The sequence below is a fragment of the Myxococcota bacterium genome (assembly GCA_035498015.1).
In the GTDB taxonomy this organism is placed as follows: Bacteria; Myxococcota_A; UBA9160; order SZUA-336; family SZUA-336; genus VGRW01.
Genome location: DATKAO010000231.1, coordinates 1 through 13,098 on the forward strand (window position 1 = coordinate 1; position 13,098 = coordinate 13,098).

15 protein-coding genes are annotated in these 13,098 nt (G+C 72.6%); 9 read left to right on the plus strand and 6 right to left on the minus strand.

The window, feature by feature from the left end; translation table 11 throughout:
• Positions 1 to 294 (plus strand): cytochrome P450 (locus tag VMR86_20380; protein ID HTO09419.1); only part of this gene is annotated, 294 nt, incomplete at its 5' end.
• Here VMR86_20380 and VMR86_20385 read toward each other — a convergent pair.
• The 6 genes from VMR86_20385 to VMR86_20410 form a co-directional block, all read right to left on the minus strand.
• Positions 291 to 1,295: an LLM class flavin-dependent oxidoreductase gene (locus VMR86_20385; protein HTO09420.1), complete on the minus strand. Its 1,005-nt coding sequence runs from the start codon at positions 1,293 to 1,295 to the stop codon at positions 291 to 293. The genes VMR86_20380 and VMR86_20385 overlap by 4 nt on opposite strands.
• Positions 1,292 to 1,906: a 2-hydroxychromene-2-carboxylate isomerase gene (locus VMR86_20390; GenBank protein HTO09421.1), complete on the minus strand. Its 615-nt coding sequence runs from the start codon at positions 1,904 to 1,906 to the stop codon at positions 1,292 to 1,294. The genes VMR86_20385 and VMR86_20390 overlap by 4 nt, the downstream gene beginning before the upstream one ends.
• Entirely contained in the window at positions 1,903 to 2,649 is a 747-nt protein-coding gene (locus tag VMR86_20395; protein HTO09422.1) for an SDR family oxidoreductase, read from the minus strand. Before VMR86_20395 ends, VMR86_20390 begins: the two co-directional genes overlap by 4 nt.
• A 9-nt stretch (positions 2,650 to 2,658) precedes the next feature.
• Complete coding sequence (locus VMR86_20400; GenBank protein HTO09423.1) at positions 2,659 to 3,423, minus strand: SDR family NAD(P)-dependent oxidoreductase; 765 nt, start codon at positions 3,421 to 3,423, stop codon at positions 2,659 to 2,661.
• A 102-nt stretch (positions 3,424 to 3,525) separates the two neighbouring features.
• A complete protein-coding gene (locus VMR86_20405; GenBank protein HTO09424.1) occupies positions 3,526 to 3,954 on the minus strand; it encodes a hypothetical protein in 429 nt (142 codons plus the stop codon).
• A 79-nt stretch (positions 3,955 to 4,033) separates the two neighbouring features.
• Positions 4,034 to 4,750 carry a hypothetical protein gene (locus tag VMR86_20410; protein ID HTO09425.1) on the minus strand — a complete coding sequence of 239 codons (717 nt, stop codon included), beginning with the start codon at positions 4,748 to 4,750 and terminating at the stop codon, positions 4,034 to 4,036.
• A 53-nt stretch (positions 4,751 to 4,803) separates the two neighbouring features.
• Here VMR86_20410 and VMR86_20415 point away from each other — a divergent pair, with 53 nt between their 5' ends.
• Genes VMR86_20415 through VMR86_20450 form a run of 8 tightly spaced genes read left to right on the plus strand, consistent with a single transcriptional unit; the run spans position 4,804 to position 13,098 of the window.
• Positions 4,804 to 5,811, plus strand: coding sequence for a haloalkane dehalogenase (locus VMR86_20415; protein ID HTO09426.1), 1,008 nt, complete (start codon positions 4,804 to 4,806; stop codon positions 5,809 to 5,811).
• Positions 5,812 to 5,815: 4 nt separating this feature from the next.
• Positions 5,816 to 6,244 (plus strand): hypothetical protein, encoded by a 429-nt coding sequence (locus VMR86_20420; GenBank protein ID HTO09427.1) that lies wholly within the window; start codon positions 5,816 to 5,818, stop codon positions 6,242 to 6,244.
• A gap of 23 nt (positions 6,245 to 6,267) precedes the next feature.
• A complete protein-coding gene (locus VMR86_20425) occupies positions 6,268 to 7,425 on the plus strand; it encodes an amidase (GenBank protein ID HTO09428.1) in 1,158 nt (385 codons plus the stop codon).
• Positions 7,422 to 8,801, plus strand: a complete 1,380-nt coding sequence (locus tag VMR86_20430) for a CoA transferase (protein ID HTO09429.1) — start codon at positions 7,422 to 7,424, stop codon at positions 8,799 to 8,801. Before VMR86_20425 ends, VMR86_20430 begins: the two co-directional genes overlap by 4 nt.
• Entirely contained in the window at positions 8,802 to 9,620 is an 819-nt protein-coding gene (locus tag VMR86_20435) for a class I SAM-dependent methyltransferase (GenBank protein ID HTO09430.1), read from the plus strand.
• A 39-nt stretch (positions 9,621 to 9,659) separates the two neighbouring features.
• The gene (locus VMR86_20440) at positions 9,660 to 10,727 is read left to right on the plus strand and encodes an acyl-CoA dehydrogenase family protein (GenBank protein ID HTO09431.1); all 1,068 of its coding nucleotides are present in this window, start codon (positions 9,660 to 9,662) and stop codon (positions 10,725 to 10,727) included.
• The gene (locus tag VMR86_20445; GenBank protein ID HTO09432.1) at positions 10,727 to 11,941 is read left to right on the plus strand and encodes an acyl-CoA dehydrogenase family protein; all 1,215 of its coding nucleotides are present in this window, start codon (positions 10,727 to 10,729) and stop codon (positions 11,939 to 11,941) included. Before VMR86_20440 ends, VMR86_20445 begins: the two co-directional genes overlap by 1 nt.
• Complete coding sequence (locus VMR86_20450; protein ID HTO09433.1) at positions 11,938 to 13,098, plus strand: acyl-CoA dehydrogenase family protein; 1,161 nt, start codon at positions 11,938 to 11,940, stop codon at positions 13,096 to 13,098. Before VMR86_20445 ends, VMR86_20450 begins: the two co-directional genes overlap by 4 nt.

A 13,098-nucleotide genomic window follows, 5' to 3' on the forward strand; every position in this document is an offset into this window, starting at 1 on the left:
GAGAAGATCGTGCTCTGGTACAACTCGGCCAACCGCGACGAGCTGGCGTTCGAGCAGCCCTACCGCTTCAGCGTGACTCGCCGGCCCAACGAGCACGTGGGCTTCGGTGGCCCGGGCGCGCACCACTGTCTGGGCGCGAACCTGGCCAGGCGCGAGATCACGGTGGTGTTCCGCGAGCTGTTCCGCCGCCTGCCCGACCTCGAGATCAGCGCGGCGCCGGTCATGCTGCAGTCGAACTTCATCCACGGCATCAAGCGCATGCCGTGCAAGTTCACGCCGGGCCGGGCGGGCTAGTCGCTCCGGAGCGCGGGAATCACCGACTCACCGATGCGCGCGAAGGAGCGCAGCATCGCGCCGTGGTCGCCCACGATGTGGCGCACCATCACGTACTCGAAGCCGAGCGCCTGGTAGCTGCGCAGCTGCTGAACGACGCTCGCGGCTCCGCCCACGAGCAGGTCGTCGCGGCTCGTGCCGCGGTAGCCCTCGGCGAGGATCTTGCCCGCGGTCAGTTCGGCCTCGGCGTCGGACTCACCCACGTAGATGTCGCGGCGCAGCACCGGCAGGGCCGGGCGGCCCGCGCGCGCCGCGGCCTCGCGATACACCTCGAGCTGGCGCGCGAGCTCGGCGCGCGTGGCGTTCTGGCCGGTGAGCCAACCGTCGCCGATGCGGCCCGCACGGGCCGCCGCGGCGGGCACGGTGCCCGCAATCCAGAGCGACACCGGCACCCTCGGCAGCGGACTCACACAGACGCCGTCCAGGTCGAAGTGCTTGCCGTGAAAAGTGACTCGCTCGCCCGCAAGCAGCGCGCGCACGATCGCCACCAGCTCCTCGAGCCGCTCCGCGCGGCTCGCCATCGGGATCCCGAAAGCCTGGAACGCCTGCTCGCGGCCGCCGTTCGCGAGCGTCACGACCAGCGGCGCGGTCGCGAAGGCCGCGAGCGTGCCGATCTGCTCCGCCAGCAGGATCGGGTGATAGAAGGGCGCGAGCAGGACGAGGCCCACGGGCATCTCGCCCGTCACGGCCATCAGCCGGGCCAGGGCGGGAATCGGCGCGAACGAGTTCGCGTAGGCGGCGGGCACGGCGTGGTTGTCGCCGAACAGGAGTGAGTCGAGCCCCGCGGCGCGGGCTGCCGCGGCCACCTCGAGCACGTTGCGCGCCTGCTCGGCGGTATCCAGCGCGCCCAGCGGCCGTTCGATGAAGCTGCCCGGCGGCATGGCCGCGAGCATCTGCTGGAAGAGCGCGTGGGTGTGAGTCCCGGTCGGGTAGAGGAAGCGCAGCGAGCTGCCGAGCCTCATCGCGCCTTCTGCGCCTCGATCTCCTCTTCGACGTCGCGCAGCCGGTCCTTGCCGAAGAACAGCTCGTCGCCGACGAAGAAGCTCGGCGACCCGAACACGCCGCGCCCGACCGCGCGCTCGGTGTTGGAGAGCAGCTCCTGCTTCACCGCGGCGTCCTGCGCCCGCGCCAGCAGGGCGTCGGCCGGGAGGCCGGACTCGACCAGCGCCGCGCGGATCACGTCGGGCTCGTCCATCTTCTTGGGCTCGGCCCACATGTGCCGGTACACCTCGCTCACGTAGCGCTCGAAGCAGCCCAGCCCCCGGGCAGCCACGGCGCCGCGCATGATCTGCAGCGTGTTCACCGGGAAGTGCGGATTGCGCGCGAAGTGCGTGATGCCGTGCCTGGCCAGGAAGCGGCGCATCTCGAGCGCTTCGTACTCCGGCTTGTTCTTGATGCCGCGCAGTGACACGGCCGGTGACACGTTGCCCGTCGCCTTGAACACGCCGCCCAGCAGCACCGGCACGTAGGCGAAGTCGACGCCCGTGCGCTTCGCGATCTCGGGAATCACCAGGTGCGCGAGATAGGCGTTGGGCGACCCGAAGTCGAAGTCGAACTCGACCCGGGGAGTCACCACTTCTCCACCCACGGCCGCAGCACGACCTCGAACGCCCAGGTCGAGCGGTGCTGGCGGTGCAGCTGCAGGTAGACCTCCGCGATGTGGTCCGGGTCGGCCATGTTGTCGTCGACGGCCGTTCCGGCCAGGCGGTGCGCGCGCGAGCCGTCGTCCTGCGTCCAGCCGATGGCGGCGTCGATCGGCACGTTCGCCACGTGGATGCCCTGCGGCATGAGCTCGCGCGCCATGCTCTCCGCCAGTCCCGACTTCGCGTGACACGCCATCGCGAACGCGCCGCTCTGCGGGTAGCCCTTCAGCGCGGCGCTGGCGTTGGTGAACACGATCGTGCCCTTCGCGCCGTTTGCACCCGGCGCGTTCTCGAGCATGAGCCGCGCGGCCTCCTGACCCACCAGGAAGGCGCTGAACGCCGAGTTCCGCAGCGTGTCGAACGCCATGCCCGGCTCGGCTTCCGTGATCTTCTTGCGGAAGATGCCCGCCACGCGGCCGTCGATGTTGTGCACCACGAGCGTCGGCCGGCCGAGCTCGCGCACGACCGTCTCGAACAGGCGGGCCACGGCCGCGGGGTCACTCGCGTCGCAGGCGTAGCGCCGCACGCCGTGCGCCTTCTCGAGCGCCTCCAGCACCGGCTTGTTCGGGTCGCGGGCCGCGACGGCCACGCGCATGCCGTTCTTCGCGAACAGCCGGGCGCAGCTCGCGCTGATGCCCGGGCCTCCGCCGACGATGAGTGCGACGTCAGTCACAGTGACTCCTCAGTGATTCCACCACGGGCGGTCCGAGAACGCCCGCAGGTCGAGCTCGTAGGTCCAGGTGGAGCGGTGTTGACGGGCCAGGTGCAGGTAGGTCTCCGCGATCTGCGCCGGCAGCATGAGCCCGTCGTGCTCGTTGCCGCGGGTCTCGCGCAGCTGTTGGAAGCGCTCCGGCCCCAGCATCTTGCCCAGCGTGTCGGGCGCGTCCACCGCGCCGTCGATCACGATGTGCACGACGTGAATGCCCTTGGACGCGAACTCGGCGTTGAGCGTCTGGCAGAGCAGGCGCCGCCCGCCCATGGCCGCCGCGTGCGAGTGCTGGCCTGCGTTGCCCCGCATGGCTGCCGTGGACGAAGTCACCAGCAGCGTGCCCTTGCCGCGCTCGGCCATGCGCGGACACACGGCCTGGGCCAGGCGGAACAGGCCGAAGGTCCCCAGGCGCCAGCCGGTCTCGAAGGCCTTCAGCGGAGTGTCTTGGAGTGACCGGTCGCCGATCTGGGCGCCCAGGTTGTAGATCGCGACCTCGATCGGGCCGAGCTCGGACTCGACGGCGGCCACCCGCTGCTCGATCGAGTCGGGCTCGGCGGCGTTCAGCAGGTATCCCGACGCCGAGCCGCCGTCGCTCTTGATCATGTCGACCAGGCGACTCAGTCCGTCGGCATCCGTGCGCCGGCACAGGACGGCGTGATAGCCCTCCCGGGCGAAGCGCCGGCCGACCGTGCCACCGATTCCAGCTCCCGCACCGATCACCAGACACACCGGCTTCACGCGCGCTCTCCTCGTCCTGCGACTCGGATGAGACGACAGCCTACGGCCTGTGGTTTCATGATGCAACCAACAGTCCGAGGCGGGCGCGAAACGGGCGCGGGGCTAGCGGAGGTCGCCGCTCGCGACCTGCGCCGCCATCTTCAGCGCTTCCTCGAGCGTCGAGCAGTCGCCGGTGATCATGCCTTGCTCGCCCGCGCTCTTGGTCCAGCGGCGGGAGCCCAGCTTGGCGATCGCGCTCGAGCCGTGCACGTTGATGCAGGCGATGATGCCCTTGCTGAGCGCGTTCCCCACGTTGAAGGTCTCGACCCAGCGCTGGTCGTCCTGCGAGGGCACGCCCGGGTTGCGCGTCATGGCCACGATCCACGACATCGCGCCGAGCCGTTGTCCCTCTTCCATGGCCCGCATCAGCGCTTCGCGGAAGCTCGGCGTGCAGAGCGACACCCAGTCACCCACCAGCGCCTTCTGCACCGGGTAGTGGCTGACCGTGATCGTGCCCTCGATCGTGAACAGATGAGTGCCCGCTGCCGCCATGCTCGCCATGCCTCCTGCTCGACGCCTCGGCGTGACCGATCGGAAGGGGCAAGGCGGGCCTTGAGTCCGTGTCTGCGACTCAGGCGGTGTAGAACGACCAGATCATGCGCAGGCGGTAGAGCCACTGCGGCGTGCCGGGCTGCGGGCCGCCCTCGGGGCGGCGCGTGTCGGTCTTGGTGTAGCCGTCGGTCGCGGAGCCGATCCGCTCGAGAGTCACGACCAGGTGACCGCGATCCGGGCGCGTCCACACCATGTGACCCTCGGCATCGAGCCGGCGAGTCACCTGGACCCACGGGATCGTGAAGCCGAGGGCGGGGAAGAGCACCGGGCGCAGCACGAACACGCCGTGCTCGTAGCTCGCGACCACCTCGATCGGGGTCGTGTAGTCGTAGACCAACACGTCGTGCACGCCGCGAGCGCGCGTGCCGTCGGCGCGCGCGTCGGCGATCGTGCCGCCGCCCATGTCGACGATCCGGTCGCCGCACTGCTCGATGCGCTCGACGTACGAGTAGATGTAGTCACCCGCGGGAACGGGCTGGCCGTCGCGCTCGGCCCGCAGCGTCTTCCAGACCCCGCGCAGGTCGGGCGCGCCCTCGACCAGCGGCTCGGTGCAACGGGCGAGCACCGGCTCGGGGAAGGAGAGCCCGTAGCCGCCCGGCGGAGTGTGCGCGACCGGGATGTCGTCGGCAGTCACTGCGCCGGGCTCGCGCGGCGCGTGGCGCGCGGGCGGCGCCGCATCGGGAGAGCAGCCCAGCGCGAGCAGCGCGAGCCCCAGCCACGGCCGGGTTCGAGTCATCGGCAGATGATGGCAGAATTCTGGCATCATGCGTGCCAAGAGGTGCTCGAACCATGGAGCTCGTTCGCACGCCCGATGAACGCTTCCGGGACCTTCCGGGCTGGCCCTATCTTCCACGCTACACGAGCGTGCCCGACGCCGAGGGCGGCGCGCTGCGCATGCACTACGTCGACGAAGGGCCGCGCGCCGCCCCGCCGGTGCTCTGCCTGCACGGCCAGCCGACGTGGTCGTATCTCTACCGCAAGATGATCCCGCTGCTCAGCGCCGCGGGGCAGCGCGTGGTGGCGCCGGACCTGGTGGGCTTCGGCCGCTCCGACAAGCCGACGCGAGTCAGCGACTACAGCTACGCGCGCCACGTGGCCTGGCTGCGGGCCTTCGTCGAGTCGCTCGACCTGCGCGAGATCACGCTGATCTGCCAGGACTGGGGCGGACTGGTCGGGCTGCGCGTCGTGGCCGAGTGCCCGGAGCGCTTCGCGCGCGTGGTCACTTCGAACACCGGGCTGCCCGACGCGAAGGGCATCCCCGAGGCGGCGGCGCCGGCGCTGCGCGAGCTGTACGCGAAGCTGCCGGTCCCGCGCACCATGCTCGACGTGATGAAGGGCTTCGCGGCGGCGGGCGAGGGCGGCGTGCCACCCTTCATGTACTGGCAGAAGCACTGCGCGGAGTCACCCGAGTTCACGCCCGAGGCGGTCATGCGCGCCATGTGTCCCAAGCTCAGTGAGGCGGAGATCGCGGCCTATGCCGCGCCGTTCCCCGACGAGCGCTTCCGCGCGGGTGCGCGCCGCTTCCCGACGCTGGTCCCGATCCTGCCCGACGACGTGGCGATCCCCGACAACCGCCGCGCCTGGCAGGTGCTGCAGGGCTACACGAAGCCCTTTCTCACCGCGTTCACCGACGGCGACCCGGTGACAGCCGGGCTCCACACGCGCTTCCAGGAGGAGGTGCCGGGCGCGAAGGGACAGCCGCACACGACCATTCGGGGCGCGGGTCACTTCGTGCAGGAGGACGCCGGCGAGCAGCTCGCGCGCATCGCGCTCGACTTCATGGCGCGGGGGCGCTGACGCGATGCGCCTGCTGCCGCCGCCCGACGACGACTACCGAGGCTCGCAGCTCGCGGTCTTCTTCCTGTGGCTCCAGATCGGCATCAACGCCTTCCGCGGCTGGGTGCACGTGTTCTGGGCCGACTCGGGCGCGGGCAGCATCGCGGGCATCGACCTGTCGCACAATGGAGCGCCGATCAAGAGCCTGCTCGCCTCGATCGGCATCGACCAGCTCGCCTGGCTCGTGATCGAGGTCGGGGTGGTGACTCGCTACCGGCGCTGGATCCCGACCGTGCTCGCCTTCGTGTTCGCGAAGCAGGTCGCGGCCGCCTGGCTCCTGTGGCTCTGGAAGCCGCTGGGCGTCGAGGCGCCCGCCAAGCTCGGAGCGCTCGTGGGCGTGCCGATCGCCGCGGCGGCGCTCTGGCTCTCGCTGCGCGACCGGGCTCCCCGGTAGAATTCGCGTCCGGAGGAGACGAAGTGACCGGCGCCGACGTCGCGCGCATCGAGGCGGCCGACGCGGAGATCCGGGCGCTCATGCCGGAGCCCGGCCGCGCGGCGCGCGTCGAACGCGCGCTCGCGGAGGCGCCCGATGGACCCCTGCGCGGGCTCCTGTTCGGCGTGAAGGACGTCTTGCATGTCGACGGGCTGCCGACCACGGCCGGCTCGGCGCTGCCCGTCGAGGAGCTCGCGGGGCCCGAGGCCGCGGCCGTGTCACTGCTGCGCAGCGCCGGCGCGGTGGTGCTGGCCAAGACCGTGTCGACCGAGTTCGCGTTCATCGAGCCCGGGCCCACCCGCAACCCGCGCAACCTCGCGCACACCCCCGGTGGCTCGTCGAGCGGGTCGGCGGCGGCCGTGGCGGCCGGTCACTGCCCGTTGGCGCTCGGCACACAGACCGTGGGCTCGGTGATCCGCCCGGCGGCGTTCTGCGGCGTGGTGGGTTACAAGCCGTCGTACGGGCGGATCTCCACGGCGGGCGTGATCCCGCTCGCCGAGTCGTTCGACACGGTCGGGCTGCTCGCGGCGAACGTGGACTGGGCCAGCCGCGCGGCGGCGGTGCTGTGTGCCGGCTGGCACATGGCGAGCCCGAGACACCCGGCGCGGCTCGGCCTGCCGCAAGGCCCCTATCTCGCGCAGGCAACGCCTGCGGCGCGGGCCGTGCTCGACGGACTCGACGCCAAGCCGGTCCCCGTGCTCGAAGACATCGCGACACTCAACGCCGCGCACCGGCGCCTGCTGGTGTTCGAGATGGCGCGCCACCACGCGCGCTGGCAGCCGCGCTTCGCGCAGCGCTACCGGCCCCGCACGCTCGCGGCGCTGCGCGACGGCGGGGAGGTGCCCGCGGAGTACGCCGCCGAAGTGCGCGCGGGCCGGGCGCGCGTGCGCGCGCGCATCCACCAGGCCATGGACGCGGCAGGCGTCGACGTGCTGGTATGTCCGGCAGCCGCCGGCCCCGCGCCGGCCGGGCTCGATTCCACGGGAGACCCGATGCTGCAGCTGCCCTGGACCCACGCCGGCCTGCCGGTGGTGTCTCTGCCGCGGGTGAGCGCGCCGGACGGCCTGCCGCTGGGCCTGCAGCTCGTGGGGCGCTTCATGGACGACGAGCGGCTGCTCGCCTGGGCGGAGCGCCTGGAATGAGCCGGGCGATTCTCGACGCGCTGCACGAGTCACTCGGCCTGCCGCGCCCGGCGGAGCTCGAGATCGTCGGAGCGGACCCGGTCCTGGCCACTCACTTCCGCGTCGGCGAGGCAGCGGCCGCGGCGCTGGCCGCCAGCGCGCTGGCCGCGGCCGAGATCTGGCGCCTGCGCACGGGCCGGCGCCAGCGCGTGCGCGTCGACGTGACCGGCGCAGCCGCCTCGCTGCTCGGCTTCATGTTCCAGCGCGTCGAGAGCGGCCCCGGCGTGGAGCCGTTCGAAGCGCGCCGGCAGCTCACCGGCTTCTACCGCACGCGCGACGGCCAGTGGTTCCTGCTTCACCAGAGCTTCCCCGAGACACAACGGCGCGCGCTTGAGCTCCTGGGCTGCGGCCCCGAGCGCGAGGCGGTGGCGGGGAAGATCGCGGGCTGGGACGCCCAGTCACTCGAAGACGCGATCGCCGAGCGCGGTCTGTGCGGCGCGCGCGTGCGCAGCGCGCAGGAGTGGGCCGAGCATCCGCAGGGGCGGGCGCTCGCGAGCCGCCCCGTGGTGGAGGTGATCCGCGTGGCCGACTCGCCGCCCGAGCCGTTCGCGCCCGCGCCGCGCCCGCTCTCCGGAGTGCGCGTGCTCGACCTCACGCGCGTGCTCGCGGGACCGACCTGTGGCCGCACCCTGGCCGCGCACGGCGCCGACGTGCTGCGCATCGGCTCGCCGCACCTCCCGTCGGTGCCTGCCTTCGTGATGGACACGAGTCACGGCAAGCGCTCGGCCCATCTCGACCTGCGCCGGCCCGGCGAGGCGGAGCGGCTGCGCGCGCTGGTGCGTGGCGCCGACGTGTTCGCGCAGGGCTACCGCAGCGGCACGCTCGCGCGGCGCGGCTTCGGGCCCGAGGCGCTGTTCGCGCTGCGGCCCGGGCTCGTGTACACCGCGATCAACTGCTACGGCCACGAGGGCCCGTGGGTCGAGCGGCCGGGCTGGGAGCAGCTGGCGCAGACGGTGACCGGCATCGCGCTCGAGCACGGCGGCGCCGCCGGCCCGCAGCTCCTGCCCGCCGCTGCGACCGACTACAACACGGGGTATCTCGCGGCGCTCGGCACGATGATCGCGCTGGCGCGGCGCGCGCGTGAGGGCGGGAGCTATCTCGTGCGGGCGTCGCTCTCCCGCACCGGAATGTGGCTCGACGGCTTGCCGCGCAGCGAGTCACTCGGCCCCGGGCTCGGCGCCGCGCAGGTCGAGCCGCATCTCAGCCACAGCTCCACGCCCTTCGGCGAGCTCACGCACCTGTCGCCGATCGTCGAGCTCTCCGAGACCCCCGCCCGCTGGGCGCTGCCGACCGTTCCGCTCGGCACGCACCCGGCGGAGTGGGCGAAGGAGGACTGAGTGCGCGAGGGCCGGCCGAGCACGACCGCCTTCCTGGTGGCGGCCGGGCGCGCGGTCGCCGACGGCGTCAAGTCGGTCGAGGGCTTCTCGGACCCGGTCGCGCGCGCGCTCCTGCCGCCGAGCTACCAGCGCGCAGTGGACCTGGTGGTGTCGGGTCGGCCGGCTTCGGGGCTCCTCGCGCGCCGGCGGGTCGCCCTGGTGCGCCGGATGCAGCGCATGGCTCCGGCGCGCACCGTGGCGATCGACGCCGCGCTGCGCGCGGCGCCGGCACGTGCGCAGGTGGTGCTGCTCGGTGCCGGGCTCGACGCCCGCGCCTGGCGCATGCCGGAGCTCGCGGGCTCGCTCGTGTTCGAGGTCGACCACCCCTCGACCCAGGGCTGGAAGCGTGAGCGCACGGCGGAGCTGCAGCCCACGGCGCGCGAAGTGCGCTTCGTCGCGATCGACTTCCAACGCGAGACACTCGAGGACGTGCTGGCGCGGGCGGGGCACGACGCCAGCGTGCCGACGCTCTGGATCTGGGAGGGAGTGATTCGCTACCTGACGCGCGAAGCGATCGAGCACACGCTCGAGAGCGTGGCGCGCCGCTCCGCGCCGGGCAGCCGGCTGCTCGTGACTCACGGCACGCGCGAGCGCGAGCACCGCTGGCTGCACAAGCTCATGCTGCGCGTGTTGGGCGAGCCCGTGCGCTCGCGGCTCGACGGCGCCGACCTCGCGGCCCTGCTGGCGCCGCGCGGCTTCGCGGTCCTCTCCGACGACGCGTGGGGCGGGCGCGCGCGCGAGGGGGCTTCGCGGCACCTGCTGGTGGCCGAGCGCCGGTAGGCGCCTGGCCAAATCCGATACGATGGCGCCCCGAATCCCATGAACTTCGCACTCACCGAAGAGCAGGAGCTCCTGCAGAGCACGGTGCGCAGCTTCGTCGCGAACGAGTGCCCGCCGCCCGTGGTGCGCGCGGTCTACGACGGCAAGCGCGAGGCCGTGTCCAAGCTGTGGAACGGCCTGGCCGAGATCGGTATCGCGGGCCTCGCGTTGCCCGAGGCCCAGGGCGGGGCCGGGCTCGAGCTGCTCGAGCTCGCGCTCGTGGCCGAGGAGCTGGGTCGCGGCGTGGTGCCCGTGCCGTTTCTCGGTCACGCGCTCGCGACGCTCGCCCTCGCGCAGGGAGGCAGCCCGGCACAGAAGGCGGCCCGGCTGCCGCGGCTCGCATCGGGCGCCGCACGCGCCACGGTCGCGCTCGCCGAGGAGGGCGGCTGGCTGCCCGGCGAGTGGCGGACCGAGCTCGCGAACGGCCGTGTCCGGGGGCGCAAGCAGCTCGTGCCCGAGGCGGAGGGCGCGGAGCTGTTCGTGGTCGGCTGCGCCGGCGGGGCGCTTGCGCTGGTCGAGGCGGGCAAGGCCGCGCGAGTGACTCCCGAGGCGACGCTCGACCGCGGGCGGCCGCTGGCGACGCTCGAGCTCGACGACGCGCCGGCCGAGACACTCTCGCGCGGCGACGCCGCGCGCCTGGTCGACGCCGGCTGCGTGCTGCTCGCCGCCGACGCCTTCGGCGCGGCGCACCAGCTCGTGCGGGCCACGGTCGCCTACGTGCAGGCGCGGCAGCAGTTCGGTCAGCCGCTCGCGCAGTTCCAGGCGCTGAAGCACCAGCTCGCGAACATGGCGCTCGAGGTCGACCCGACCCGTGGTCTGTGGTGGTATGCCGCGCACGCCTTCGACCACGTGCCCGCGGAGTCGTCCCGCGCGGCGGCGCTGGCCAAGGCGCACGTCACCGACCGCGCCCAGCAGGCCGCCCGCGACGCGGTCGAGGCGCACGGGGGCATCGGCTTCACCTGGGAGAGCGACGTGCACCTGTGGTTCAAGCGCGTGATGTTCGACCGGCTGTGGCTCGGCGCGCCCGAGCTGCACCGCGAGCGCTTTGCTCTGCTCGAGGGCTGGTGATGGATCTCCGCTACGGCGAGGAGTACGAGAGACTGCGCGCCGAGGCGCGCGGCTTCTGCGCAGAGAGCTGGCCGCTGCGCGGCGCCGAAGCGCGGCTCTCGCAGCGCGAGCAGGCGATCGCCTGGCGCAAGCGGGCGCTCGCGGCCGGCTTCCTGCACCGCACGGTCCCGCGCGCCTATGGCGGCGCGGGCGCAGCGCTCGACGTGATGGCCGAGACGGTGATTCGCCAGGAGCTCGACCGCGCAGGCGCCCCGCACCGCGGCGTCGTGCAGGGGCCGCAGATGCTCGTTCCGACGCTGCTCGAGTGCGGCAGCGAGGGGCAGCGGCGCGAGTACATCCCGCGCACGCTGACCGGCGAGCTGGTCTGGTGTCAGGGCTACAGCGAGCCGGGAGCGGGGAGTGACCTGGCGTCGCTGCAGTCGCGCGCGCAGCTCGTGGGCGACGAGTGGGAGCTCACCGGCCAGAAGATCTGGACCAGTCAGGCCGACGAGGCCGACATGATGTTCGGCCTGTTCCGCACCGAGCCCGACGCGCCCAAGCACGCGGGTATCTCGTATCTCTTGGTCCCGATGAAGACGCCGGGCATCACGGTCAAGCCACTCACCATGATGCAGGGCGGCACGGACTTCTGCGAGGTGTTCTTCGACGGCGCGCGCATCCCCGCCGCGAACATCGTGGGGCGGCGCGGCGAGGGCTGGAAGGTCTCGCGCTCCACCCTGAAGCACGAGCGCATGCTGATCGGCGACTCGGCGATCGTGCGCATCACCTTCGACGCGCTGGTCGCGCTCGCGCGGCGCGTGCAGCGCACCGGCCGGCCCGCGATCCAAGAGCCGCTCGTGCGCCAGCGCCTGGCCGAGATCGCGGGCCAGCTCGCGACGCAGGAGTGGGCGGTGGCGCGCATGCTCACGGCCATCCATCAGAACCGCGAGGCCGATGTGTCGAGCGAGATGCTGATGGCGAAGCTCTTCAGCACGAACTTGCAGCAGGCCATCGCCAAGCTCGCGCTCGACCTGATTCCCGAGTCGGGGCTCGGCGAGCCGACGCTCGACGACGCCACCATGGGCGTCGGGGAGTTCACGCCCGGGCGCTGGGTCTCGAGCTACATGTACTCACTTGCGTTCGCGATCGCCGGCGGCGCCTCGAACGTGCAGCGCAACATCATCGGCGAGCTCGTGCTGGGCCTCCCGCGCGATCGCCGTCCGCCGACTTCTTGAGCGAGCCGCGCTACATCCGGCCGCTGCTCGGCGCCATCCTCGCGCAGGCGCCGCAGGCCGACGCCACGCGCTCGATCGCGCCCGAGCTGATCGCCGCCATCAAAGGCAACGACATCATGCGCATGTCGGCCACGCCCGAGATCGGCGGCCTGGGCGAGTCGGTCGTGGCCATGGCCAACGAGCTGCGCGCGATCGCCGCGTGCTGCACGTCGACCGCGTGGTGCGTCTGGAACCACCTGTGCGTGTTCCACCACTTCGCGGCGCTGCTCGGCCCGCGCCACGCCGACTTCCTGCGCGCCGCAGTCATGAAGCGAGAGTGGTTCTGCTTCCCGGCCGGCGCTTCGAGCGACGTCACCGCGACGAGTCACGAGGGCCGGACGCGGCTCGAGGGTACCGCGGCCTTCGGCTCGGGCGCGCGCTACGCGGAGTGGGCGGGCGTCGCGTTCCTGGGCGCCGGCAAGCGCATGCCGAAGTTCACGCTGGTCGACCTGCGCGACCCGCGCGTCACGATCCGCGCCACCTGGGACGCCATGAGCCTGCGCGCCTCGGCCACCGACCACGTGCACTACAGCGGCGTCGAAGTCCCGTCGGAGAGAGTCGTACCGCTGCCGCCCATGGTGCGCGTGCGCCTGCGCGATCCCGCTGTGCCGGTGATCCACGCGCGCTACCGCGAGGACTGGGTGGGTCTCTCGGTGCTGTGGCTCGGGGCGATGGCCACGGGCGTCGCGGAGGTCTCGTTCACGGAGACCGCGCAGGGCATCCGCGAGCGGCTCGCGATCCTGGGCACGCGCATGGCGGACCGCCCGACCATCCATGTGAACCTCGGCCGCGCCCGCGCGCTGATCAACGCCGCCACCGACACGGTCTGGGCCGCCATGGCGGAGACCGACGCGCGCATCGCCGGCGCAGTGACTCCCACGGAGGCCGACTACTTCCGCCAGACCTCCGCCGGCATGCAGGCCGTCCACTTCTGCGACGAGGCCATGCGCCTGATCCTGCGTGTGCTGGGCGGCAACGGCCTGCGCGAGGGCGCGGCCTTCGAGCGCCGCTACCGCGACTTCCAGGCCATGCCGCTGCACATCAACGGCCACGTCGACCGCATCACCGAGCAGCTCGGCCGACTCAGCCTGGGGCTCGAGACGCAGAATCCGTTCTGA